This is a genomic window from Amycolatopsis oliviviridis (assembly GCF_014654365.1).
GTDB lineage: Bacteria > Actinomycetota > Actinomycetes > Mycobacteriales > Pseudonocardiaceae > Amycolatopsis > Amycolatopsis oliviviridis.
Genome location: NZ_BNAY01000003.1, coordinates 1 through 23,521 on the forward strand (window position 1 = coordinate 1; position 23,521 = coordinate 23,521).

The 23,521-nt window shown below is 71.9% G+C and carries 24 protein-coding genes; 9 read left to right on the plus strand and 15 right to left on the minus strand.

Translation table 11 applies throughout. From position 1 onward, the window contains the following. Nucleotides 1-127: 127 nt before the first annotated feature. Genes IE302_RS13035 through IE302_RS13055 form a run of 5 tightly spaced genes read right to left on the minus strand, consistent with a single transcriptional unit; the run spans nucleotide 128 to nucleotide 4,457 of the window. The gene (locus IE302_RS13035) at nucleotides 128-1,081 is read right to left on the minus strand and encodes a DUF6177 family protein (protein WP_191254791.1); all 954 of its coding nucleotides are present in this window, start codon (nucleotides 1,079-1,081) and stop codon (nucleotides 128-130) included. Then, on the minus strand, nucleotides 1,066-1,422 hold the full coding sequence (locus IE302_RS13040) for a hypothetical protein (RefSeq protein WP_191254792.1): 357 nt from the start codon (nucleotides 1,420-1,422) through the stop codon (nucleotides 1,066-1,068). The genes IE302_RS13035 and IE302_RS13040 overlap by 16 nt, the downstream gene beginning before the upstream one ends. A 54-nt stretch (nucleotides 1,423-1,476) precedes the next feature. After that, a complete protein-coding gene (locus IE302_RS13045; protein WP_191254793.1) occupies nucleotides 1,477-2,139 on the minus strand; it encodes a winged helix-turn-helix domain-containing protein in 663 nt (220 codons plus the stop codon). Between the two features lie 9 nt (nucleotides 2,140-2,148). Then, complete coding sequence (locus tag IE302_RS13050) at nucleotides 2,149-3,804, minus strand: right-handed parallel beta-helix repeat-containing protein (protein ID WP_191254794.1); 1,656 nt, start codon at nucleotides 3,802-3,804, stop codon at nucleotides 2,149-2,151. Continuing rightward, nucleotides 3,804-4,457 (minus strand): helix-turn-helix transcriptional regulator, encoded by a 654-nt coding sequence (locus tag IE302_RS13055; RefSeq protein ID WP_191254795.1) that lies wholly within the window; start codon nucleotides 4,455-4,457, stop codon nucleotides 3,804-3,806. Before IE302_RS13055 ends, IE302_RS13050 begins: the two co-directional genes overlap by 1 nt. A 178-nt stretch (nucleotides 4,458-4,635) precedes the next feature. Here IE302_RS13055 and IE302_RS13060 point away from each other — a divergent pair, with 178 nt between their 5' ends. After that, a complete protein-coding gene (locus IE302_RS13060; protein WP_191254796.1) occupies nucleotides 4,636-5,301 on the plus strand; it encodes a response regulator transcription factor in 666 nt (221 codons plus the stop codon). Further along, the gene (locus tag IE302_RS13065; RefSeq protein ID WP_191254797.1) at nucleotides 5,298-6,551 is read left to right on the plus strand and encodes a sensor histidine kinase; all 1,254 of its coding nucleotides are present in this window, start codon (nucleotides 5,298-5,300) and stop codon (nucleotides 6,549-6,551) included. Before IE302_RS13060 ends, IE302_RS13065 begins: the two co-directional genes overlap by 4 nt. Before the next feature lie 95 nt (nucleotides 6,552-6,646). Here IE302_RS13065 and eccB read toward each other — a convergent pair whose 3' ends face one another. Both eccB and eccD read right to left on the minus strand, forming a co-directional pair. Beyond that, nucleotides 6,647-8,080, minus strand: a complete 1,434-nt coding sequence (gene eccB, locus IE302_RS13070; RefSeq protein ID WP_191254798.1) for a type VII secretion protein EccB — start codon at nucleotides 8,078-8,080, stop codon at nucleotides 6,647-6,649. A 4-nt stretch (nucleotides 8,081-8,084) separates the two neighbouring features. Further along, on the minus strand, nucleotides 8,085-9,467 hold the full coding sequence (gene eccD, locus IE302_RS13075) for a type VII secretion integral membrane protein EccD (protein ID WP_191254799.1): 1,383 nt from the start codon (nucleotides 9,465-9,467) through the stop codon (nucleotides 8,085-8,087). A 102-nt stretch (nucleotides 9,468-9,569) separates the two neighbouring features. Here eccD and IE302_RS13080 point away from each other — a divergent pair, with 102 nt between their 5' ends. Further along, the gene (locus IE302_RS13080; RefSeq protein ID WP_191254800.1) at nucleotides 9,570-10,994 is read left to right on the plus strand and encodes a serine/threonine protein kinase; all 1,425 of its coding nucleotides are present in this window, start codon (nucleotides 9,570-9,572) and stop codon (nucleotides 10,992-10,994) included. A gap of 85 nt (nucleotides 10,995-11,079) precedes the next feature. Here the strand turns inward: IE302_RS13080 and IE302_RS13085 are convergent, their stop codons facing one another. The 4 genes from IE302_RS13085 to IE302_RS13100 are packed head-to-tail and all read right to left on the minus strand — an operon-like array spanning nucleotide 11,080 to nucleotide 17,476. Next, nucleotides 11,080-13,254: a transglutaminase TgpA family protein gene (locus IE302_RS13085; protein ID WP_191254801.1), complete on the minus strand. Its 2,175-nt coding sequence runs from the start codon at nucleotides 13,252-13,254 to the stop codon at nucleotides 11,080-11,082. Further along, a complete protein-coding gene (locus IE302_RS13090) occupies nucleotides 13,251-14,378 on the minus strand; it encodes a DUF58 domain-containing protein (RefSeq protein ID WP_191254802.1) in 1,128 nt (375 codons plus the stop codon). The genes IE302_RS13085 and IE302_RS13090 overlap by 4 nt, the downstream gene beginning before the upstream one ends. A 3-nt stretch (nucleotides 14,379-14,381) precedes the next feature. Next, entirely contained in the window at nucleotides 14,382-15,335 is a 954-nt protein-coding gene (locus IE302_RS13095; RefSeq protein ID WP_005158230.1) for an AAA family ATPase, read from the minus strand. Beyond that, a complete protein-coding gene (locus IE302_RS13100) occupies nucleotides 15,332-17,476 on the minus strand; it encodes a fibronectin type III domain-containing protein (RefSeq protein ID WP_191254803.1) in 2,145 nt (714 codons plus the stop codon). Before IE302_RS13100 ends, IE302_RS13095 begins: the two co-directional genes overlap by 4 nt. Nucleotides 17,477-17,593: 117 nt before the next feature. Between IE302_RS13100 and IE302_RS13105 the strand changes: the two genes are divergently transcribed. Then, nucleotides 17,594-18,907, plus strand: coding sequence for a type VII secretion protein EccE (locus IE302_RS13105; RefSeq protein ID WP_229907752.1), 1,314 nt, complete (start codon nucleotides 17,594-17,596; stop codon nucleotides 18,905-18,907). On the opposite strand, the gene IE302_RS13110 is transcribed toward IE302_RS13105, so the two are convergent. Then, entirely contained in the window at nucleotides 18,900-19,376 is a 477-nt protein-coding gene (locus IE302_RS13110; protein ID WP_191254804.1) for a TspO/MBR family protein, read from the minus strand. The genes IE302_RS13105 and IE302_RS13110 overlap by 8 nt on opposite strands. Before the next feature lie 86 nt (nucleotides 19,377-19,462). Between IE302_RS13110 and IE302_RS13115 the strand changes: the two genes are divergently transcribed. From IE302_RS13115 to IE302_RS43075, 3 genes are all read left to right on the plus strand, one after another. Beyond that, nucleotides 19,463-20,224: a nucleotidyltransferase domain-containing protein gene (locus tag IE302_RS13115; RefSeq protein ID WP_191254805.1), complete on the plus strand. Its 762-nt coding sequence runs from the start codon at nucleotides 19,463-19,465 to the stop codon at nucleotides 20,222-20,224. Between the two features lie 64 nt (nucleotides 20,225-20,288). After that, nucleotides 20,289-20,720, plus strand: coding sequence for a pyridoxamine 5'-phosphate oxidase family protein (locus tag IE302_RS13120; RefSeq protein ID WP_191254806.1), 432 nt, complete (start codon nucleotides 20,289-20,291; stop codon nucleotides 20,718-20,720). Between the two features lie 86 nt (nucleotides 20,721-20,806). Further along, nucleotides 20,807-20,932 carry a hypothetical protein gene (locus IE302_RS43075; RefSeq protein WP_005159680.1) on the plus strand — a complete coding sequence of 42 codons (126 nt, stop codon included), beginning with the start codon at nucleotides 20,807-20,809 and terminating at the stop codon, nucleotides 20,930-20,932. A 49-nt stretch (nucleotides 20,933-20,981) separates the two neighbouring features. Here IE302_RS43075 and IE302_RS13125 read toward each other — a convergent pair whose 3' ends face one another. Then, on the minus strand, nucleotides 20,982-21,182 hold the full coding sequence (locus IE302_RS13125) for a DUF3072 domain-containing protein (protein ID WP_373308003.1): 201 nt from the start codon (nucleotides 21,180-21,182) through the stop codon (nucleotides 20,982-20,984). Nucleotides 21,183-21,201: 19 nt separating this feature from the next. After that, a complete protein-coding gene (locus tag IE302_RS13130) occupies nucleotides 21,202-21,345 on the minus strand; it encodes a hypothetical protein (protein ID WP_308436864.1) in 144 nt (47 codons plus the stop codon). A gap of 158 nt (nucleotides 21,346-21,503) precedes the next feature. Between IE302_RS13130 and IE302_RS13135 the strand changes: the two genes are divergently transcribed. Next, on the plus strand, nucleotides 21,504-22,253 hold the full coding sequence (locus tag IE302_RS13135; RefSeq protein ID WP_191254809.1) for a maleate cis-trans isomerase family protein: 750 nt from the start codon (nucleotides 21,504-21,506) through the stop codon (nucleotides 22,251-22,253). Here the strand turns inward: IE302_RS13135 and IE302_RS13140 are convergent. After that, nucleotides 22,243-23,022, minus strand: a complete 780-nt coding sequence (locus tag IE302_RS13140; RefSeq protein ID WP_191254810.1) for a SigB/SigF/SigG family RNA polymerase sigma factor — start codon at nucleotides 23,020-23,022, stop codon at nucleotides 22,243-22,245. The two genes, IE302_RS13135 and IE302_RS13140, sit on opposite strands and share 11 nt — an antisense overlap. A 116-nt stretch (nucleotides 23,023-23,138) precedes the next feature. Here IE302_RS13140 and IE302_RS13145 point away from each other — a divergent pair, with 116 nt between their 5' ends. Continuing rightward, on the plus strand, nucleotides 23,139-23,516 hold the full coding sequence (locus tag IE302_RS13145) for a VOC family protein (RefSeq protein ID WP_191254811.1): 378 nt from the start codon (nucleotides 23,139-23,141) through the stop codon (nucleotides 23,514-23,516). The last annotated feature ends 5 nt before the right edge of the window (nucleotides 23,517-23,521 follow it).

The following is a 23,521-nucleotide window of genomic DNA, read 5'->3' on the forward strand; positions in this document are numbered from 1 at the left end:
GAGGCGACCTGTCCCTGCGGATCTCGAACAACACACAACCCCTGAACAACTCAGGTGTTGCAACCACCGCTAGAACCCAAGGGGAAGGGGGCCTTCACGCGCTTAAGTAGGTGAGGGTGGGTGGCGATTAGGTGTCGGCGGGCAGGCCGAAGTGGCGGACGAGGTCGGCGAGCTGCTCGTACGGGGGCCGCCGCCCGCCGTCCAGCACGCACCAGGCGGCGGACCCGAGCATCTCGACCCGCGCGGCCGGCGCCCGCTCGGCGTGGGCAACCCCGCGCTGCGCGACGATCTCTTGCCCGACAAGGAGTCCATAGGGCAGGGCGGGCCGGGTCGGCCGATTCGAGCGGACACCGCCCCGCCTGCCGGGATGCACCGCGGCGAGCATCAGCCGCGCGCCGCCGGAGACCCGCTCGGCCAAGGCCGTGACGGCGTCCGGCCGCAGTGTCCCGGCACGGGGCCCGCTGAGCCTGGTTTCCTCGATCGTCCCTTCGTCCGTGCGCGACACCCGCAGTTGCCCGGTCACCCCGCGCCCGACCACGACCACCTGGGCGCGTTCGTCCCGGCAGCGCGCCGTGATCTCGTCCACCGACCACGGCAGGGTCGCGGGTTCGGCGTCCCCCCAGCCGAAAGGCGCGTCGCCGGTGAGGGACCGCAGCGCGGCTTCGGCGGCCGAGCCGAGCCGGAGCGGTTCCGCGGCCGGATGCACGGTGGTGATCCGCACCTCGAAGTCACCCGAGTCGATCTCCGGGTCGAACGGGGCCGCCGCGGGCAGGTCCGGAACGCGGGCGAACCTGGTCCCGTTCCAGCGCATCTCGAAGCCGCGGATGCCGTCGCGATAGCGGTCGGCTTCCTCCTGCACGACCCACTCGGCCGCGGAATCCCGGAGCAGCAGCTCCATCGGGTAGGTGATCCCGCTGTCCGCCGGGGTGAGCAGCTGGAGCACTCGCCCGCTCCGCACAGCGGACCGGGCCGCGTCGATCAGCCAGGTCGAAGCGGGGACCAGGGCGCGGGACTGTTCGACGATCAGGGCCTCCGCGGTGGCCCAGTCCGCGGCGGGATGCCCGGTCACCTGCTCGACCACGACAGTCCTCCGGTGCCTGCCAGCAGCGCGTCGGTGAACGCCCTGGCGACGGTCTCCGCCTCCGGGTCCTCCTCGAGGGCGCGGCTCTCCACCCACCACACCGGATCGGGCACGTCGACCTCGTCGCCGGCACCGAGCAGCCGCCGGACCTCGCCGGGGACCCGCACCAGCCGGGCCTCCTCGATGCTCAGCACCAACCGTCCGTCGCGGTGGAACACCTGCACCAGCGGACGTCCCTCCACGGTGGACGCGGTCAGCCCACCGCACAGCGGCAAAACCGCGCCGACGGCGGCACCCAGATCCGGCGGTTCCGCGCACAGGCCGATGATGTCGAAGGTCACGGAAGTCATTAGACGTCCGATCCGGCACCCGTTCCGCTCGCTGACCGGAACCTGTCAGAGCGGCGCCAGCCGGTACCCCGACCCGCGCACCGTGTGGATCAGGGGCGGGTCCTTGAGCTTCCGCCGCAGCCGCGCGATCACGACGTCGAGCACGTTCGACGCCGGATCCGCCATCTCGTCCCACGCGTACCGGATCAGCTCCCGCCGGGAGACCGGCCGCCCGGTCGCGGCCAGCAGCCGCTCCATGACGAGATACTCCTTGCGCGTGACGGTGAGCAGCACGCCCGCCCGCGAGATCTGGTGCCTGCCGGTGTCGAGTTCGAGATCCGCGCAGCGCAGCACCACCGCCTGTCCCGCCATGTCGCGACGGCACAGACTCCGCACCCTGGCCACGAGTTCGGGCATCGCGAACGGTTTGACCAGGTAGTCGCCGCCGCCGACGCGCAAGCCGTCGATCCGGTCGGCGACGCTGTCCCGCGCGGTGAGGAACAGCACGGGCATCGGCCATCCGGCGCCGCGCCGGTTGCGCACGTACGCCAGCGCGTCCCCCGAAGGCAGCATGCGGTCGAACACCGCGCAGTCGTAGGCGTTCACCATCAGCGCCTCGTCCGCGGCGGGCAGGTCGGCGGCGGTGTCCACCGCGAACCCGTCCCCGCGCAGGGCGAATTCGAGCGCCACCCGCAAGTTCTCGTCGTCTTCGGTCACCAGCACCCGCACGCCTTCACGTTAGCGTCCCGCGGCGATCTCCACGTCGGCCGCGTGCAACCCGCGCAGTTCTTCGACGCTCGGCATCCGGCCCAGCAGCCGCAACCGCTGCGACTGGGCCTTGCGCGCCCCTTCGAACAGCCGCCGCGCGTCCCGCGCGTTGCCGAAGTTGACGTCGCCCGAGATCCGCCGGAAGTAGTCGACGAGGACGGGCTCCGCGCCGGGGTCCAGCTCGTAGTCCCCCGCCGCGGCCATCCGGCCGAAAATGGAGAGCAGTTCGCCGGGGCTGTAGTCCTCGAACTCGATCGTCTTGCCGAAGCGGGACGCGAGACCGTGGTTGGCCGCGAGGAAGTCGACCATCTCGCCGGTGTACCCGGCCACGATCACCGCCACCTCGTTCCGGTGTTCCTCCATCAACGGGACCAGCGTGTCGATCGCCTCCTGGCCGAAGTCGCCACCGGATCCGGCGAGCCGCGAAAGCGTGTACGCCTCGTCGATGAACAGGACGCCGCCCTTGGCTTCCTCGAACACGGTCGCGGTCTTCTCCGCCGTGTGGCCGATGTACTGCCCGACGAGATCCCGGCGGGAGACCTCGAGGAACTGGCCGCGTGGAAGGATTCCCAGTGCCTTCAGCAGTTTCCCGTAGATCCGCGCGACCGTCGTCTTCCCGGTACCGGGCGCGCCCGCGAAGACCAGGTGGTGCGCGGCGACGCCGATCGGCAGCCCGGCGCGGCGGCGCCATTCGTTGACCTGCAACTCGTCGACGAGCGCGCGCACCTCCTCCTTCACCCCGGGAAGGCCGATCATGGCGTCGAGTTCGGCCAGCATCTCGTCGAGTGCGAAGTCCCCGGACGCGCCGGGACCGGCCGGAGCGGCTGCGGTGACGGTCGCCGTCGCGCTCTCGGCGATCGCGATCCCCGGTACGGCGGTGTTCTCGACCCGGCACGCGGTGACCGAACCGCCGCAGCCCGCCCCGAACGCGATCCCGGTGCCCCGGACGTCGCTGACCGCGCACCGCTCGATCACCGGGGTGCTGTGGTGCGCCACGGCGATGCCCTCGTGGCCGGTGCGCGAGATCGCGCAGCCTTCGATGGTGGGCCGCGCGTATTGGTAGACATAGAAACCGCGCAGTCCGCAGCCGGTCACGGTGCAGTCGCGGACGACCGGGGCGGCGCCAAACCCGATGGTGATCCCGTCGCCGGAGACGTCTTCGACGGTCGTGTCCTCGATCCTGCCGGGCGCGCCGTCGACGACGATCCCCTGTTCCGCGGCCGAGATCACGCAGCCGGTCAAGGTGAAGGCCGCGGCACCGCGGACGGCGATCCCCGGCCCCCGGCCGCCGGAAACGGTGCAGCGGTCCATGGTCAGTTCGGTGTCGTCGGCCACGACGGCGGACGACGTGTCGGCCAGCAGCTCGATCCCGGTCAGGACGACCGCGCCGCCGGACGCGCGGAACACCGGGCGCTCGGCGCCGCGGCCGTCGATGACCACGTCGGCGTCCTTCGCCGCGGCCAAGGTCACCCGCAGCCCGGTCAGTTCGACGGTCTCCGCGTACTCACCGGCCTCGATGGTGACGACGGCGCCGTCGGTCGCCTCCGCCAGTGCCTCGCCGATGGTGGGATAGGCACCGGGCCGCCTCGCGACGAGCAGGGCACGGCCGGGGATCGAAGTCGTCATCAGCCCGCCTTGGCCATCAGCCAGCCGCGGTCGACGGCCTTCGCCCCGGCCTGGAACCGGCTGCGGGCACCGAGCCGGTTCATGATGTCGGCGACCATCCGGCGCACCGTGCGCACCGAGACGCCGAGCCGCGCGGCGGCGGATTCGTCGGTCGTGCCGGAGAAGAGCAGGGTCAGGAGTTCCTGTTCGCGGCAGGTCAGGATCGAAGCGTCCTCGGGCTCCGCGAGGTCCAGGGGCACGAGCGGGGCGGCGGCCTGCCAGATCCGCTCGAACAGGCCGACCGTCGCGGTGACCACCCCGGGCAACCGGAACACCGCGGAACCGGTCTGCCGTCCCTCGGCGGGCAGCACGACGGAGGTCCGGTCGATCACCAGCGCGTCCATCGGGACCTCGGCGTCGGTCCGCACCTCCGCCCCGGCACGCGACATCCGGTTGAGCGCACCGGACATCCGCGCGGAATCGGGGAACAGCACCTTGTGACGCACTCCGGGGCGGACGTTCGCGAGCGCGATCCGCTGGAACACGGAGTCCGTCCCGGTGCTCATGACGAGCACCTCACCGGTCGCTTCCGCGAGCAGCTCGCCGAGCCCCGCCCGGTCACGGGCCGGACCCACTCCCTTGACCAGGCTGAGCTGGCCGGTCTGCGTGGTCATCGCAGGTACCTCCCTCTTCCCCGGCGCGGTCCCGCCGACGACGTCCTGTTCATGCCAGTTCCCGCCGTCCGGACGGGCCTGGGCGCCCGACGCGTTAGCGTTCAGGGGCGGCGCGGCCGTCGCGGCGGGCCGGTGCAACTGCATGCGTCTACTTTCGCTGTCCGAACATGAGGTTTTGATGACACGGGTGATGGTCGTCGAAGACGACGAGAATCTTCGGCTGGCGCTGGTCACGCAGCTGCGTTCGGCGGGCTTCGCCGTCGACGGCGCGGGTGACATCGCGGCCGCCGACCGGCTGCTGCGCTCGGCGCACCACGACTGCGTGGTGTTCGACCGCATGCTGCCCGACGGCGACGCGATCGAGTACGTCCACATGCGACGGCAGCTCGGCTGGCGGGCGCCGGTGCTGTTCCTCACCGCCCGCGACGCGCTCGCCGACCGGGTGGCCGGGTTCGAGCACGGCGGCGACGACTATCTCGTGAAGCCGTTCGTGATGGCCGAGCTGACCGAGCGGGTGGCCAACCTGTGCCACCGTTCCGCGTTCGACCGGCCCTCGGTGCTGCAGCACGAAGACCTGGTGATGGACTGCGCCCGGCGGGAAGTGCGCCGGGCGGGCGTGCTGCTCACCTTGACCAACAAGGAGTACGCCGTGCTCGAGTACCTGCTCGCCAAGGCGGGCCTGCCGGTGCAACGCGCCGATCTGATCGAGCACTGCTGGGACGCGCAGGCCGATCCGATGTCCAATGTGGTCGACGTGGTGGTGAAACGGTTGCGCCGCAAGCTGAAAGAGCCCGAACTGATCCACGCCGTCCGCGGTCTCGGCTACCGGCTGGGCGCCCGGTGAACGCGCGCTCCTCGGCCGACCGGCTGCGCAGGCTGCGCTGGACGCTGACCGCGTTGTTCACCGTGATGAACACGCTCGGGCTGGTCCTCTTCGCGTGGCTGCTCATCGCCGAGGACGGCGACCAGGGCGAGGAACGGATCGACGCCGCGCTGAGCCAGGTCACGTCGTCGGTCAGCAGACTGGTCTCGTTCGACGGCACCGTGGACTTCGGGCTGGTCAACACCGACGTCCTGAACGACCGTTGCCCGCAGTTCGCGATCCTGCCCGGTGGCGCGCCGGCGTTCCAGGCGCACCTTTCGCGGGCGGCCTGCGTCCCGATGAACCCACAGCTGCTGAACACTCTCGCGACCGAAGCGGTGCGAGGGGGCAAATTGGTGCAAGGCCATCAAAGGGGCACCGACGGCACGGTGGTCAAGGTCCGCGCCGAACCGTTGCGCGACAAGGACGGGAAGGCGTTCGCGGCCGTCGTCGCGGTGCAGTCCACCGACGCCGAGGACTCGGCGCACACGCGGTTCACCCTGCTGGTGCTCGGCGGCACCGTGCTGCTGGTCGCGGTACTGGGCTTCGCGGGACACCTGCTGTCCGGCCGCTCGATCCGTCCCGCGGCCGCGGCCTTGCAGCAGCAGGAAGTCCTGCTCGCCGAGACCGCGCACGATCTCCGCACCCCGGTGGCCGCCCTGCGCGCGCTCGCCGAAACAGCGATGGCCCATCCGGCGCAGTCGGCGGAACTGCTGCCTCGCACGGTGCGGCTGGCGTCGAGAATGGGCGGGATCATCGACGACCTGCTCGTCCGCGCCCGGCTCGCCGCGGGGGTGGAACAGCTGAGCATCCAGCCGATCTGGCTCGATCAGCTGGTGGTGGGCGTCGTCGAGGACACCACGACCGACAGCGCGGAGATCACCGTCACCGCGGCGCCGACGAAGGTCGATGCCGATCCCGCCCTGCTGCAGCGCGCGATCGGCAACCTTCTCGACAACGCCGTGCGCTACGGCCGTCAGCCGGGCGCGAAGGCGTTCGTGCACCTCACCGTCGCCGGCGGCACCGTGACCGTCGCGGACCACGGCCCCGGCATCGACGCCGCGATGGCGGACGACGCCTTCGACCGGTTCGCCAGCACCGGCGGCTCTTCCGGGCTCGGGCTGTCGATCGTGCGCTGGGTCGCCCAGTCGCACGGCGGCACGCTCGCGGTGTACAACGCCGACGAGGGCGGCGCGATCTTCGAACTGAGGCTTCCCGTCAGCGGCTCCTGAGCGGGTCTCGGGATGTCAGGAAAGGGTCGTTCAGGACGTTTTCCGTCCTGAACGACCCTTTCCTGACACACGCGGGGTGCCCGAGCCTGGACTTCTCAGCCGCCCAGGGTCTGGCGACGCGCGGCGGCCGGGTCGAGGCTCGGGCCTTCGGGCAGGCGCGCGACCAGGCCGGCGGGCAGCCGCACCGGACGCGCGGCCGGGTACCCGAGCATCTTCAGGACGTCGGAGGAAGCCAGCGGATAACGGCGCCCCATGTCGGTCACGACGGTCAAGGTCCCGGCGGGCGCCTGCGCCGAAGGCATCGCCTCGACGAGGATCGCGCTGCCCGGCGGCACGTGGACACGGTCCGCGAGCGGGGTCCCGCCCGCGGTCCGGCGAGCGGTGGTGGACATCGGATCCGCGGCGGGCAGCGTGGGATCGACGGTGAGCACCGGGGCCGCGGAACCGTCGCCGAAGGACGCGCACACGGTGGCGTCCTGATCGCGCAAGCGCGCGATGGCCGGACGCGTGGCCGGTGCCGTGCCCGCTTCGGTCTGGACCGGGGCCAGCTGCCGCGACATGGTCGCCAGCGAAGGCGGCAGCGGCACCGTCTTGGGTTCGGTACCGGGATAGGCGGCCATCATCTGGGCGCTCGCGCGCTGGACGTCGTACTGCAGTTCGGTGATCGGCCGCAGCGCGTCCCGTTCGGCGAGGTAGTGCTGCTGCCCGCCGCCGGAGGTCTGCACCATCAGCAGCATCCCGTTCCGGATGTCGGTCCGGCCCGGCACCGCGGTGGACACCTCGCCCGCCGCCGCCACCGGGAGCGGGCCGATCGGCGCGCCTTCCGGGAGGACGTCGAGCCACGCCCGGCCGACCCGCGCCCACGGCTCGGCGGTGAACGCCAGACCGGTGCCGACGGCGCCGTAGTCGTCGATCCGGTGCCGGTGCCCGCGCCAGACGACGAACCGTTCGCCGGTCGACGTCGACTCCACCAGCAGCGCCTGGTCCCCCAGTTCCGCGCCGCCGGACGGCGAGGCGCCCGCCAGCAGGACCGATTCCTCGATCCGGCTGCCCGCCAGGTCGCTCGCGGGCGCGGAGCACAGCGACCACGCCCCGGTGAGCAGTTTTTCGGGGCCGGGCAAGCCGTCCGGCGCGTCGGCGATACCGATCCTGGGCCCGCGCGGGACTCCGGCGAGCGAATCGCGCGAAACCCGTTCCGTGGTGCCGTGTTCGCCGAGCAGCAGCAGCGCGGACGCGTAGTTCGCCACCGGATGCAGCCGCTCGTCCAGGTAGACGTAGCGGGTGCCGCTCTCCTTCTCCACGATGACGGCGGCGTTCTTGCGCCAGGCGTTGTTCCCGCCGGGCACGATCATCCCGTAGACCCCGACGCACGCCAGCGCCACGATCGCCACCGCGATCCCGGCGAAGGTGGCGCCGGACGGGCGGCGGAACGGCGGCTGCTCCGGGTCGGTCTCCCTGGTCACGAGCGCGGAAATCGCGCGCTGCACCAGGAACTGGTACGCCTGCAGCTGATCTCGTTTGGACGCCATGGTTTCAGCCCCCCAGCCCGCGGACGTAGCCGTACAGGCCCAGCACCGAACACGCCACCGGGACGACGGCGATCATCACCAGGATCTCGAAGTACTCGGCGATCCGGCCGAGATACGGGTTCGCGGCGCGAGTGCTCAGCACGACACCGGAGGCGATCACACCAGCGGCCACCGCCAGCGCCAGCGGCCCGGCCAGCACGAGCAGCAGCGAGCGATCCGTCATGAGCGGACCCGCGAGCAGACATCCGGCGCCGAAGATCCCGGTCACCAGCAGCAGCGACCGCTGCCGCAGGATCGGGTACAACCTCGCCCGCATCAGGAAACCGGCCGCGAGCAGGGCGACGAGGACGACGGCGGCCTCGCTGTCGCTGCGGATCAGCTGCAGCTGGCAGTACATGACGACGATCGCCGCGCCGCCGAGCATGCCGGTGAGCAGCGAGTCCGCTCTGGCCACCGCGGCGTGCACGAGGTCGAGCGGCGGCTGGGGATCGTCGCGGACGAGGTCCGCGGTCGACCGCGGCAGCACCGGCATCGGCACCCGGCCGAGCCGCAGCGCCAGCGGCGCGAACGTGGTCGAGAGCGCGAGCACGCCGCCGCCGATCACCGCCGCCGACCGGTAGCCGGCCAGGTCGTCGAAGGTGGCCAGCCAGCCGCCGAGCACCCCGAGCAGGCCGACGGTGGCCGCCCCGGCGAACAGTTCCGGCGCGGCGGTCACCCCGAGATGGCCGACGACGGCCGCGAGCAGCAGCGCCGCGCTCCCCAGCAGCAGATGCCCGGCGGACAGCTCGCCGATCGGGTCGTCGCCCGCCAGCAGCAGACCGCCGCCGGTGAAGGCGAACGGAAGCGCGACGGCGGCGACCACCGCCCCCGCCCCGGCGTCACGCAGCGCCCGCGCGAGCAGGACACCCGCGGTGAGCAGCAGCGCGGAGACCGCCAGTGCCCAGGCCGCCGGTGACGTCCACGGCGGACCGGCGCGCAGCACCGCGAGCAGGCCGAACGACATCGCCACCGCGCCGGCGGCCAGCCCGGCCCACCGCGTGTGCCGCGGCCCCCAGGCCTTCCCGGTGCGGCCGGAACCGGTGGCGATCGCGTCCACGAGGTCGTCGTACTCGGGCTCCGGCCATTCGGCGCGGCGCGGCGTCAGATGGAGGATCTCCCCGTCCCGGACCCGGTGCGCGCCCAGCGTCCGGTCCGGATCGAAGGTGCTCCCGTCGGCGCGGCGCAACTGCCAGCCGCCACCGGCGACACCGTCGTCGGCCATGCCTTCGCCCGCCCGCGCGAGCAGTCCGGGGAGGATTTCGGCGACGGACGCGTGTTCCGGCAGCGCCATGTCGATGCGCCGGTGCGGAGTGCTGATGGTGACCCTGACGAGGCCGGCGGTCTGCATGGGGAAAGAGTCCGCCGCCCGCCGGTCCGCCGGGCCGTCACGGCAGGAACCTGCCGCCGGGAAAGCACGACGGATCCGGCCTTCTTGCGCGACAATGGGGTCATGGACATCGAGACCACCGGCGGACCGAGGTTGCTCGCCCAGGGCCCCGTCGCCACCGTGTACGCGGGCTGGGATCCCGCTACCGGCAACGACTTCGCGGTCAAGATGTTCCCCGGCTCCTTCGATCGCGAAACGGCGGCGTCGGTCGAACGCGAACGGAAGGCACTGGCCGCGGTGCGGTCGACGAGGTCGGTCCTGCAGATCGACGAGGTGCTCTCCCACCCCGACGGCCGCTCCGGATTCCGCCGCGAGCTGTGCCCGGGTTCCCTCGCGAACCTGCTGGATTCCGGTGCGCGGCTGGGTGTTCCCGACGTCCTCGCCCTCGGCGCCGCCGTCGCCTCCGCGCTCGCCGCGGCGCACGGGGCCGGCGTCGTGCACGGCGGGGTGAGCCCGCACAACGTGCTGTACCGCGCGTCCGGCGAGTTCGTGCTCGCCGACTTCGGCGTGGCTCTGCGGCGGCGATTCCCGCGCGATCCGATGTACTCGGTCGAGTACACCGCGCCGGAGACCCTGCGCGACGACACGCTTTCCCCCGCGTCCGACCTTTATGGACTCGGCGCGGTGCTCTACGCCGCGCTGACCGGGACACCGCCCTTTCCCCGGCACACCGGGCAGCAGCCCGGCGAGCGGATCCTCCAGGTGCTGCGGGAACCGGTCGCGCCGATCCGGGATCCGGCCGTCCCGAACGAGCTTTCCGCGACGATCCTCCGGTTGCTGGCCAAGGAACCGGCCGACCGGCCGCAGGACGTCGCGTCGCTGGCCCGGCTGTTCACGAAGCTGCGCCTGCCCGGCGGCGAGATCGCCGGTTCCGAATCCGCCGACACCCCCAGCGAAGAGGACGACACCGAGGTCGAGTTCGACGACTTCGCCGAAGTTCCTCGCCCCGCCGTTCCCGCCCGGCCGGTCCACGCGGCCCCGGCGCCGGTCCAGGTGGTGCAGGCGCCGCCCACGGGCGGCCGCACCCTGATCCGCGAATTCAGCGGCCCGCTCAAGACCCGGCGCGGGATTCCGTTGCGGCCCATCGCCTTGGCGGGCGCCGGAGTGCTCGTCGCCGGGCTGGCCGTGGCGCCGCTTTTCCTCGGTCCGGCGAAGATCGACGGTCAGGCCGTCCCCGTGGCGGCCGCGATCCCGCCGCCCTCACCGGTTTCCGCGCCCGCCCCGGACGTCAAACTGGCCCTCGCCCCGCCCCTGGATCAGAGCGATCACGTGCAGCTGACCTGGACAGCGGAAGGCGAACTGGACTTCGTCGTGATCATGGCGGGCGAGCGGCTCGAACCGAAACAGCTCGTCGCGCACCGGCAGCGCAGCCTGGACGTCCCGATCGATCCGGCGCGGCGGTACTGCTTCCAGCTCCGGGCGACCGACGGCCGCCACATCTACACGACCGAACCGGTCGCGATCCGCGGCGCGCGCTGCAACGCGTGAGCCCGCTTGCCGCCTGAAGTACATGAAGGCCCCCTTCCTTGCGCCTACCGCAAGGAAGGGGGCCTTCATGTACTTGGGTCGCCCTTCAGCCGCCTTTCCCGCCCCTCCCCTTGATCGGGACCAGGGTCCGCGGCTCGAGTGCCGCCAGCACCCGAGCCGCGAACGGTCGGGTGGCCAGCCCCCGCCGCAGCTCGCCGACTTCCTGCCACGCCCGCCGGACTGCGCCGTCGCCCACCGGCACCCCGGACCACAGGGTCACGTCCAGCACCTTGGCCAGCCTGGCGACGGGCTCGCGGATCCCCTCCCCGGCCAGCGATCCCGCGGACTCGGCGAGATCGCGCGGGGTCATCCCGATCCGGAACGGCACACCGTGCGCGCGCAACCGGTCGCGGATCTCGTCCCAGGCGCCGAGCACCCCTTCCGCACCGGTCCGGCGACGCCGCCGACGGGCACGGACGACCTTCGCCACCGGGACGCCGAGAAGCCACAAGAGTCCGAAAAGGACGATCGCGGCGGCCAACGAGACCCACCACCAGCCCGCGCCCGCTTCGGCGCTCTGGTCCTCGGCGGCGTCCGACGGCGTTCCCGGCGGCAGCTGCGGCGGCCGCAGCTCCTGTTCGGCGGGCAGCTGTGCCCGCGCCCGGGCGACGGCCTTGCCGGACGCGGCCTGATCGTGCCCCGACTTGCCTGCCGCGGCGGTCGGGTCGAGCGGCACCCAGCCCGCGCCGGCGACCGCGACTTCAGGCCAAGCCAGGACATCGCGGTTGCGGACGACGCGCATCCCGCCGTCGGTCTCGGCCGAACCGCGGAACCCGACGACGAGCCGCGCCGGGATGCCGCTCATCCGCGCCAAGACGACGTACGCGGCGGCGAACTGTTCGCTCGTCCCCCGTTTGCTCTCCAGCAGGAAGTGCCGCAGCTGCGGCCAGCCGTGCCCGGTCGGCAGCTCGTCCGAGCCCGCCGCGAGCAGATAGTTCGTGCTGAGGAAGCGTTCCAGCTGCAGCGCGGACTGGAACGTCGGACGCAGACCGCGTACGGCGTCCTTGGCCAGCTGCTCGATCTCGGGCGGCACCGCGCCGAGTCCGCCGAGCCCGCCCGGCGCCCGCGCGTCGACCTCCCCCGGGCCGAGATCGACCTCGGGTGAAGACCAGCTGAGCCGGTAGTCCCGTGCGAGCGACGGCGTTTCCGCCAGGAGGGTGCCCGCGGACTGGTCCACCAGCGGCGTCACACCGTCCACATCGGTCAGGTCCTGGTGACTCGGCAGCCACGGCCCGGTGAGTCCGCGCACCTTCAGTTCCGCGGTCCCGCGGGTACCGCCGGGAGTGCCGTCGATGCCCGCGCCGAACCGCTGGAGCCGGGAATCGGCCAGCCAGTTCGATCCGTCGAAACCGTTCAGCACGATCAGGCGCCACTGGTCGACCGGGACGTCGGCCTGGTAGCGGAAGACCTCCTCGCCCGGCCGGGAGAGCCGCTGGGCGATGTCGTCCAGCGGATTGCCGAGCCTGCTCCTCGGTGGTGGCGCGGCTTGGGTGTCCTTGAGTGTCAAGGGATCGCGGCCGACCGGGTCGAGCCCGGCGAGCGCCACCGATCCGGCGACGAGCGCGACCACAGTGGACAGCGCGGGCCAGACCGCCGATCCCGTGACCCGCCAGGTGAAGCGCGGCCCGCCGGGTGCCCTGGTCACCGACCGGGCGCGACGGCCCGACCACAGCAGGAGCCCCGCGGGCACCGTGTACCCGAGCGCCGCCGCCACCGCACCGGCACCCGTCAACGCCTGGTACGCCTGCGCGAGCCCGGCGACGAGCAGGCTCGGCACCAGTGCCACGAGCGGCTTCTTCAGGCGCAGCAGCAGTTCCAGCCCGAGCACGACGGCGAGCAGCACCGCCAGCGGGACGAACAGGAGCTGGTCGGGAACCGGCCGCGCGGGCCAGGTGGACTGCAGGGTGAGCTGCCAGCCTTCGGTGAAGCCACGCGCCACTCCCCGCAGGGAAGCGAGCGTCGGCAGGAAGGCGAGCGTGGTCGAGGTCAGCACCGTCTCGATCAGCCCCAGCAGACCGAGCAGCGCGACGAGCAAAGGCCGGTAGGGAACCAGCTTCGGGAACTTCGCGGTCAGCTCGACGCAGCCGTAGCCGACCAGGACGACCACGAGCACCGGGATCAGCAGCGGCCCCCAGCCGAACACCGGGGTGAACAGCAGTCCGGCGACGCCGGTCGCGCCGAGCAGCCCGGCGACCGCGATCCGGTCGAATCCCGCGCTCATGCCTTCGCCACCAAGGAATTCCACTGCGCCGCGGCACCGGCGGCGTCGACCGCGACGATCACGCCGCCGGAGCCCGCCGACGGCCTGAGGTCACCGAGGCGGACGACCGTGTCGGGCCGCCAGCGGGCGGCGTGACCGAGGTCGGCGTCCGGGCCGGTGATCAGCACCAGGACCCCGCCGGGGCGGTGGGCGGCGGCCAGGGCCGAAGGCAGCAGCGGCGCGTCGTCCGGCGCGTCCTGCGCGACGAGCGCGAGTTCGTCCAGCAGCGTCCTCGCCGCGCGAACCCCGCTGTCGGTCAGCACGTCGGCGCCCGCGGAGGTGATCAGGCGGCAGTGCTGTCCCGCCGACGCCGACGCGTAGAACAGGGACGCCGCCACCTCGACGGCTTCTTCGAAAACGGCCGGGCTCATCGCCGCGGGCCGGGTGTCGAGCACGGCGGTGAACCGAGGCTGGGCCGGGTCGGCGTACTCGCGCACCATGAGCCGGCCGGTCCGGGCGGTCGCCTTCCAGTGCAGATGCCGGACCTCGTCGCCGACGACGTACTCCCGCACCGCGCGCAGATCCGCGGAACCACGCAACGGCGGATCGGTGATCGGGCCCTCGTGGTGGTGGCGCGGATGCCCCGCCTGCGCCGCGCGCACCGAGTGCCGTCGCGGATGCACCCACAGCCAAGCGGTGCCGCCGACGGTCTGGTCGCCGCGGGCGAGATCGAACAGGTCCGGCCGGTGCACGACGAGCGGGCCGACCCGCAGTTTCCCGCGGGCCGTCGTCGGCAGTTCGTAGTGGTACGTCGCTTCCGCTCCAGGGGCGAGCGGGCGAACGCGCAGGCTGTGTGTTTCGGTCCCGATCCCGTCCGCCGCGGTGAACCCGCCGTGCCGCCGGACGTCGGCGTTGCGCACGACAAGCGTGGCCAGCGCGGGCTTCCCGCGTTCGACGCGGTCCGGCTGGACGGTCCGGCCGATCTCCACCTTCGGCCGGAACCTGGTGGTGGCCAGGGCGATCAGCACCGCGCCCGCCGCGATCCCCGCGAAGGCACGGAAAAACGTGTATCCCGCCAGCTCGCCGAGGGCGTAGAACCCGGCGGCGAAGGCGAGCACGATGACGCCGCGGCGGGTGAGCCGCACGGCCTACCTCCCCATCGCGGCCATGGGAGCGGCCGTCGCGCCCAGGAGTTCGTCGACGATGTCGGCGGTCCGCCGCTGGTTGAGTTCCGCGTCGGGCGTCAGCACGAGCCGGTGGTCGAGTACCGGATGCGCGACGTCCTTGACGTCGTCGGGGGTGACGAAGTCGCGGCCGAAAGTGGCGGCGAGCCCCTGTGCGGCCCGGATCAGCGCGATGCTGCCGCGCGGGCTCGCGCCGTAGCGGACGTCCGGATGCGAACGGCTCGCCGCGGCCAGCCGGACCGCGTAGTTGACGATCTCGGGCGCCAGGTTGGATTTCCGGACCTCGTCGATGACCGACTGGACGTCGGCGATGCTCAGCACCGGCTTCAGTTCGTCCGGCGTCACCCCGGCGCAGTCCCCCATCACCACCCGCATCTCGGATTCCAGATCCGGGTAACCGACCGAAATACGCATGAGGAACCGGTCCAGCTGCGCTTCGGGCAGCCGGTAGGTGCCCTCCAGTTCGATCGGGTTCTGCGTGGCCACCACGAGGAACGGCCGCGGCACGGCCTGGCCGACCGAATCGACGGTGACCCGGCGTTCGGCCATCACCTCCAGCAGCGCGGCCTGCGTCTTCGGCGTGCCCCGGTTGATCTCGTCCGCCAGCACCACGTTGGCGAAGATCCCGCCGGGGTGGAACTGGAAGCGTTCGGCGTTCTGGTGGTAGACCATCACGCCGGTGATGTCGCCGGGCAGCAGGTCGGGGGTGAACTGGATCCGGCTCCACCGGCCGCCGATGCTGGCGGCGACGCAGCGCGCGATCGTCGTCTTCCCGACGCCGGGCACGTCCTCCATCAGCAGATGCCCTTCGGCGAACAGTGCCGCCACGGTGAGCCGGACGACCTCCGGTTTGCCGCGCACCACCGATTGCACGTTCTCCGCGATCTGCTCGTAGGCGACCCTGGGAGTGAGCGTCACAGCTGTTCCTCTTCTTCCTTCCGTCGGCGCAGTCCCACCAGAGCCAGCGGGCCGAGCCAGACGGGCATGCCCGCCGACACCGTGGGCACCCCCCGCCAGGTGTCGGTGGCGGTGCCCGCGGAGGTGGTGATGGTGGCGGTGATCGTGATGGAGCCGATCCAGGCGACGCTGCCGATGGTCAGGGTCGTCGCTCCGGAACAGGCCGTCGGTTTGCCTTTGGCGAAGAACTCCGCCTGACAGGTCGCGGGGGCGCCCTTCCCGTCCGCCTTCACGGAAACGAACAGGGTGCTGTCGGTGCCCCGCACCTGGGTGATGGTGATCGTCGGCGGCCCCGACGCCACCGGCACGGTGACCTTCCGGCTGCCGGTGGCCCCGGTGAGCGTGGATCCCGAATCGAATTTCGTGACCGCGCGGACCGTGACGGTCGCGGAACCGGTGACACCGGTGAATTCCGTGGAGGTGGCCGAAAGCGTGCGCTGGCCCTTGCCCGTCAGGCTCACCAGGTAGTGCACCAGCGTCCCGCCGCGGAGGTCGGGCTGGGTCCAGCTCACCGACACCTTCCCGTCACCACCGGCCTTCGCGGTGACGACCGGTGCCCCGGCGGGGCGGTTCGCGGGTCCCGGTACGACCGCCTTCGCGCTGACCCCTGCTCCGAGTCCCGCCGAGTTCTCCGCGACCACGGTGATCACGTACGGCTTCCCGTTCGTCAGCCCGGAGATCGTGGTCCCCCGGGACGACCCGCCGACCTTGGTGGAACCACCGGGCCAGCTCACCCGGTAGCCGGTGATCCGCGCGCCGTTGTCCGCGGCCGGGCTCCACGAGACCTTGGCGGAGCCGTCCCCGGCGGTCGCGCTCAGCTTCCTCGGCGCGCCGGGCGGAGTCGCCCGCGCCACCGGCGGGAGCGCCTTCTGCGTGCTCGGCGGCACCTGCCGCTGCTCGGGATTCCGCGGCGGCGCGGGCCGCTCGCCGGACGGTTCCGGATCGGCCGACGGCGCGCCCGCGGTCTGGGTGTTGGCCGCCTTGTCGACGTCGACGTCGACCACCGTGCCGTCGTCCCCGTTGACGACCAGCACATGCGAGCCGTCGGAGCTGTCGACGTAGATCCGGTTGTCCTCACCCTTGGCCAGCCTCGGTGCGGCGGCCCCCTGGCTCGGCACCTTCGCGGTGGACTTGAGCTTGCCGTCGGCGTCGTAGGTCAGCACCTCGCCGCGGGTTTCGTCGACCATGGCGACGACGTTCGAGGAGGAGAGCGGGCCGTTGAACCGGCTGCCCTTGGTCAGCTCGACCGAAATCGGCTTCGCGGCCGGGCGGTCCTGGTCGAGGCCGCTGATGTCGATGAGGTGGAGCTGGTTGCGCTCCGGATCGGCGATGGCCAGCCGGTCGCCGACCGCGCTGTTGGCCACCTGTGCCGACGGCGAGAGTTTGATACCGAGGGGCAGGGCTTCGCCGAGCCCGTCCGGGCCGACCCGGTGGAGGCTGTCGCCGGTCATGTCGAGCACGACCGGGCGGTCGCCGACCAGTGTGAGCCCGCCGCCGTGTCCGGGCGGGAGCTGCGCGACGCAGGTCAGGACGGCGGCGCCCTTGGGCAGCTCGCAGATCGAGCCGCTGTCGACGCGGTGTGCCCACACCGTGCCGTCGCCGGTCGCGACCGGCCGGGACAGCGGCCCCCCTGCGGGCACTGTCGCGGCGGGGTCACCGAGCCGCACGATCTGGCCGGCGTTGCGGTAGACCAGGTACGGGCCGCCCGCGATCTCCATCACGAACGGCGTCTCCGGCGCGGGCGGCGGCGTGGACTCCTCCACGCTCAGCGTCGACTTGTCGAACTCCGTGATGCGGTTCCGCTCGACCACGTAACCCGAATCGTCCCCCTGCGCGACCTGGCTGCCGCTCGCCGCGCCGGGGACGTCCGCACGCGCGTCGACGCGGCTCGTCGAGCCGTCGATGTGGAAGGCGGACTGGGCGGCGTCGTTGTAGACCCAGTGGCCGACCTGGACGAACTCCAGCCGTTGCGGGGTCGTCGCCGCCTGCCCGGTCACCGCGAGGCCGACCAGCGCCAGGCAGCCCGCGACCACCAGCGCGACGGCCAGCCGTGTCCTGGCCACGACGCCGAAGCGCTTCGTGTCCCGCTCATCGGTGTTCACGCGATCAAGCTAGAGAGCCACCATGAAATTTCGATGAAACAGCCTGTCTCGCCGCCGGTGTCATCGAAACCTCATGTTCGCCGGACACGCTGGGGCGGACACGGAGGAGGCAGGACGATGACCGAGTTCGGCGCGGCCAGGACCGGCGGGCAGTACCCAGCGCCGCCCCCGCCGCTTCCCCGGGCGGCACCGGCCGTAGCGCGGCCCGCGGCCATGCCCGACCCTTTCGCCTACGCCGCGCCGGAGGCCCGGGCGGCCGCGCGTGAAGCCGCGCTGAACGCGCTGAACGCCGCTCGTCAGGCCGGACCCCAGCCGCGGTGGCAGGCGCAGGCACCTGTCCCCGCACCGGTTCAAGGGACGCCGCCGCATCCCGTGGCGCCCGTCCAGGCACGGCGCACCGGCCGGTTCGGTGGGATCGCGGTGCCGCAGATCCTCTGCTGGCAGCTCGTCCTCGTCGCGCTCGTCCTGGTGGCGGGGCGGCCCTGGCCGCTGGTGGCGGCGGTGATCACCGCCGCCGTGGTGGTCGTCGCGCTGACGGCCGTGCGGTTTCGCGGTCGCTGGCTCTACGCGTGGCTCGGTTCGGCGTCGGGATATCTGGTGCGCGACCGCGACCGGGATCTCCGGAACGCGGGCGAGGCGGGCCACGCGCTGTTGCGCTTGCTGTCGCCGGAAGCGGAGGGGACCACCGGCGAGATCGGCGGCGAGACGGTGTTCATGGTCAGCCGGATCGACGGGATCACCGCTGTGCTGCAACCGAAATCGGCCGTACGCGAGCAGCCGATGCCGTCGCCGCTGACGGTGCTGCCGCCTTCACGGGAACAGGACCTGGACGTCGCCGCACAGGTCATCCACCACGTCGGCGCGGACCGCTCGCGGCCGCCACGGGGCTGGGTCGCGCTGCAGGCGCTGCGCACGGTCGACGTCCACCGCGACGCCGATGTGCGGCAGGCACTCGGGAACACGGTCCGGCGTGTGCGGCGGCGGCTCCGTCGCGACGGGCTGCCGGTGCGGGCGCTCGCCGAGAACGAGGTCCTCGGCACGCTCGCCTCGCTGGCGCACGTCACGGCGGGCAGGGCGCACATCCGGGAGGACTGGCGGTTCTGGCACAGCGGCCCGATCTGCCAGGCGACCTTTCGGCTCGACGGCTGGGACACGCTGTCACCGGCGGTCGCGGCGGAGCTGCCGCGCCGTCTGCTCGCCGCCGCTCCTCGGGCCGCGGTGACCCTCGCCGTGACCGCGCGCCGGAGCGCGGGAGAGCCCGAAGCCCGGGTGAGCGCGGCGATCCGGGTCGCCGCCGCGGGCGCTCACGCGGTGGACCACGCCGTGCGGGACCTGGAACTCGCCGCCCGCCGGGGCGGGCTCACCCTGGACCGGCTCGACGGCAGGCACGCCAAGGGAGTGGCCGCCACACTGCCGATCGGGATCAGTTGAGCACGACGATCGCGACGGTGAGCGCGGTGGCGTACAACGACCAAGCGAGATACGGCAGGAGCAAGGCGGCCGAAACCCGGGAAGACCGGCGGAAGTACAGCGCGGTGACGACGACGGCGATGTCGAGCAGGACGATGTCGGCCAAGGCGAGCTCGTAGGCGCCGGCCGCGAAGAACAACGGCGTCCAAGCGGCGTTCAGCACCAATTGCGCCACGTACCAGGCCAGCGCACGGCGTTCGCCACCGGATTTCCAGTACAACCAGCCGGAGAAAGCGATCCCGATGTACAGCACCGTCCACACCGGACCGAACAGCCAGGCAGGTGGCGCGAACGGCGGAAGCACGAGTCCGGAGTAGACGGAGCGGGCGTCGGCCGCGGCGAGTCCGCCCACGACCGCGACGACCGCGACCGCGGCCAGGAACGGGAGGAACGCGAGTGGCGCACGGAGTCGTCCTGGGATCGTGGTCATCTTCCGAGGGTAAGGCCGCGCCCGGGCTCCCGCGCGTTCAAAAGCCGTCGCGGCCGTCCAGGAACGCCCCTAAGATCGTTCGCGCGATGAACGACGAGACTTTCCTTGCCCACGTGGCCGACAACCTGGCCGCGCTGCCCGCCGTGCACGCCGTCACCCTCGGCGGATCACGCGCCCAGAACACCCATGGTCCCGGCAGCGACTGGGATTTCGCCGTCTACTACCGCGGCGGCTTCGATCCGGCGGAACTGCGTGCCGTCGGCTGGGACGGCGAGGTCTCCGACCTCGGCGCCTGGGGCGGCGGCGTGTTCAACGGCGGTGCCTGGCTCACGATCGACGGCAAGCAGGTCGACGTCCACTACCGCGATCTCGACGCCGTCGAACACCACCTCGCCGAGGCGCGGGAAGGCCGGTTCCACTGGGAGCCGTTGATGTTCCACCTCGCGGGTGTCCCGAGCTACCTGCCGGTCGCCGAGCTCGCCGTCAACCGGGTGCTGCGCGGCGATCTGCCGCGACCGGAGTACCCGGAAGCCTTGCGGGAAACGGCTCCGCCGATGTGGCGGGGCCGCGCGGAGCTGACCTTGCGGTACACCCGTGGCGCCTTCGTCCCGCACGGGCAGGCCACGGAGGTCGCGGGGGCGCTGGCCACCGCCGCCATGGAGACCGCGCACGCGGTACTGGCGGCGCGCGGCGAGTGGGTCACCAACGAGAAGCGGCTGCTGCGGCGGGCGGGCTTGCGCGAGGTCGACGCGATCGTCTCCGGTCTGGGGGCGGATCCCGACGTCCTCGCCAGGGCGGTGGACAAGGCGGAGGCGCTGTTCCAGGCGGCGGATTTCGCCACTAAGTAGCCAAAATCGCCCGATGGGATTGTCGGAGTTGAGGTAGCGGGCCGACCGGGTTCTAGTTTCCGCCATGTCCACGACCGATGTCTCCGCCCTCGCGCGGACCACACTGGCCGCCCACCAGTCGCTGTACCTCGCCACCTCCGGCGAGTCCGGCCCCTGGGTGAACGGCGTCTTCTTCGCCGAGTCCGACCTCTTCACCCTCGTTCTCGTATTGGAGCGACGAGGCCGCACGCTCGCCGCGCTCCGGCGCAACCCGGTGGCCTCGGTCATCGTCTCCACCGGCTCGCCCGCCGACCCGTTCCTCCAGGCGATGGTCCGCGCCGAGATCCTGGACGGCGAGCGGGCCCAGGCCGCCCGCGACCTGCTCGTGGCGAAGGTGCCGTACGTGACGCCGTTCCTGGACACGCCCATCGAGACCGTCCAGCTGGCCGTGGACTCCTGGCGCGTCACCGACATCCCCAACGGGCTGCTGCCCGGCAAGGAGCTGGCGGCCGTCTGACCCGTTGTGGCGCGGGTCACGGAATGGCGGACGATCTTCGGCGGCTACAGAGAGATAAGACCCGTTCCGTACCCCTAGGGAGTGACATGTCCGCCACCGCCACGCCGGAAGAGACCACGCTGGCCGTCCCCGCGCTCGACGACTTCGACTTCCCGCTCACCGACGGTGCAGCCTGCCGCATCGACGACCCGGACTGCGAAGCCTGCCAGTAAAGCTGTGGTGAGTGGCGATCCGCCGGAACCCGGACCGCCACTCACCACCTCAGTCCGTACCGCGCCCGGTCTCGCGCTGAAGCTGTTCGATCTTTTCGGACGCTTCCGCCTTGGTCAGCTCCCTTGGCGGCTCTTCGCCCGCCTCTTGCGCGAGCGTCCGCAGGTACGACCGTTGCGGTCCGGTCATCGGCTCGTCGCCGGTGGTCCATTCCTCCGGGTCCTTCTCGGGGTTGGGCTGGGGGCTGTCCACCACGACGTGGTCCTTTCTCTCAATTCACTCGCCCGTCGACGGCCGCCACGACGAGCGCGGCGCACCGTTCGACCGTGAGACCCCGCTCCCGCGCCATCGTGTCGAGGGCGGCACGCGCGGCCTGCCCGTCCAGTCCTTGCGCGGCGAGCACCTTCATCGCCAAGCCGAAAACATCACTTGAGGGCGGGGAATCGGTCCTGACGCGCATCGGAAGCCTCCGGCTCACTCGGCGGACTGGCGAACGGCTCCTGATACCCGTTCCGCGGTGTGCTCACACCACCTGTTCGGTGTGAGCACGGCCTCGCCGGGTACCCGGCGGGAATGCGACCTGAACTCCATCTCGGCCTGCTGTACCCGACGCGGGACTGCGGCGAGGACGATTTCCTCGCGCTGGCGGGAAAACTCGATCCCGGCCTCGTTGTGGACTTCGCCTACGTCCCCTGGGGCGAGAAGGTCGGCAGGCTCGACGACCTCGACCAGGCCGGGAAGCACGAAGCCGTCCGGGAACTCGGAGAACCGGACCGGCTTTCGGCCGCCGCGCGGTTCGGCACGCGGCCGGACGTCGTCAGCTGGGCCTGCTCCAGCTGCAGCTTCACTCGCGGGCTCGGCGGCGCGCGCGAACAAGCCCGCGTGCTCGAAGATCGCCTCGGTGTCCCCGCGAGCAGTACGTCCCTGGCCTTCCTCACCGCACTCGCCCACTTGGACGTCCGCCGGGTCGCGCTCGCTTCGGTCTATCACCGCGACACGACCGCGACTTTCGCGGATTTCCTCGCCGAGGCGGGTGTCACCACCGTTCACTCGGTTTCGGCCGACGCGCCCTCGGACCGGGCACTCGCCGCCTGGGACGGTCACCGCATCACCGCGCTCGCGACCGCCGCCGACCACGCCGACGCGGACGCGCTGCTGATCCCGGAAACCGCCCTGCACACGACACCGCTGGTCGAAGACCTCGAAGCCGCTCTTGGCAAGCCCGTCCTGACGGCCACGGCGGTCACCCTGTGGGACGCCTCCCGCGCGCTGGGCACACCACCGGTCCGGCCTGGTTCGGGCGAGCTGTTCGCTATGCGTTGAGCCTGCCCCGCAGGTCCTGCAGGATCTTCGTGAGCAGACGCGAGACGTGCATCTGGGAAATCCCCAGGCGCGCCGCGATCTGGGACTGGGTCAGGCCGTCGAAGAACCGCATCACGATGATCGCCCGGTCCCGTTCCGGCAGCCGCTCCAGCAGCGGGACCACGGTGTGACGGTCTTCGATGTGCTCGAACCGGGAATCCAGCTCCCCCACCACGTCGGACAGCGGAAGCGAGCCCTCGTTGACCGGCTTGTCCAGCGACGACGTCTGGTAGCTGTTCGCGGCGAGCAGGCCTTCGCGGACCGTCTCGACGTCCACGTCCAGATGCCCGGCGAGTTCGGTCGGGGTCGGCGCGCGGCCGAGGAGCTGGGTCAGTTCCGTGGTCGCCCGGGAGAGCCGGGTGCGCAGCTCCTGCATCCCGCGCGGGACGTGCACCGCCCAGCCGGCGTCGCGGAAGTAGCGCCGTACCTCGCCCATGACCGTGGGCACCGCGTACGCCAGGAAATCGCCGCCCTGTCCGGGATCGAAGCGGTCCACCGCCTTCAGCAGCCCGACCCTGGCCACCTGGATCAGGTCCTCCCGCGGCTGGCCGCGCCCGCTGAACCGGACGGCGATGTGCTCCGCGATCGGCAAGAGCTCCAGGATCAGGTGTTCGCGCAGCCGCCGATGCTCCGGATGGCCGACGGGAAGGGCGGCCATCTCTTCGAACAGGGGACGGCAGTGCGAGTAGTCGCCACTCCGCCGCTTTTCTTTTAGGGACAGCGCGTTCATCGAGGTGTATCCCGTCACTCCGCCTGGGGGGCCCTGTTCCCGTCTTCTACATCCGCAGTACCCGGGCGCGGGGCCGGGCAAACCTCGAAGGCGGCTGAACCGGTTATCCTCGCCCCATGGCCTGCCGTATCACCGAACTCGTCCTCGACTGCGCCGACCCGGTCCGGATGGCGGACTTCTGGTGCGAGGTACTCGGCTACGTCGAGATCGGCAAAGAGGGCGACGACATCGAGATCGGCCCGCCGGGGACGGGCTTCGGCGGCCCGCAACCCACCCTGATCCTGAGCCGCAGCGACGACCCGAAACCCGGCAAGCTCCCGCTCCACCTCGACGTGAACCCCACCGACCGCGATCAGGACGCGGAGCTGGAGCGGCTGCTCGCCGCCGGAGCGCGGCCCGCCGACGTCGGCCAGACGGGCGAAGAGTCGTGGCAGGTGCTCGCGGACCCGGAGGGCAACGTGTTCTGCCTGCTCCGGGCCCGCGTCACCGCCTGAGAACC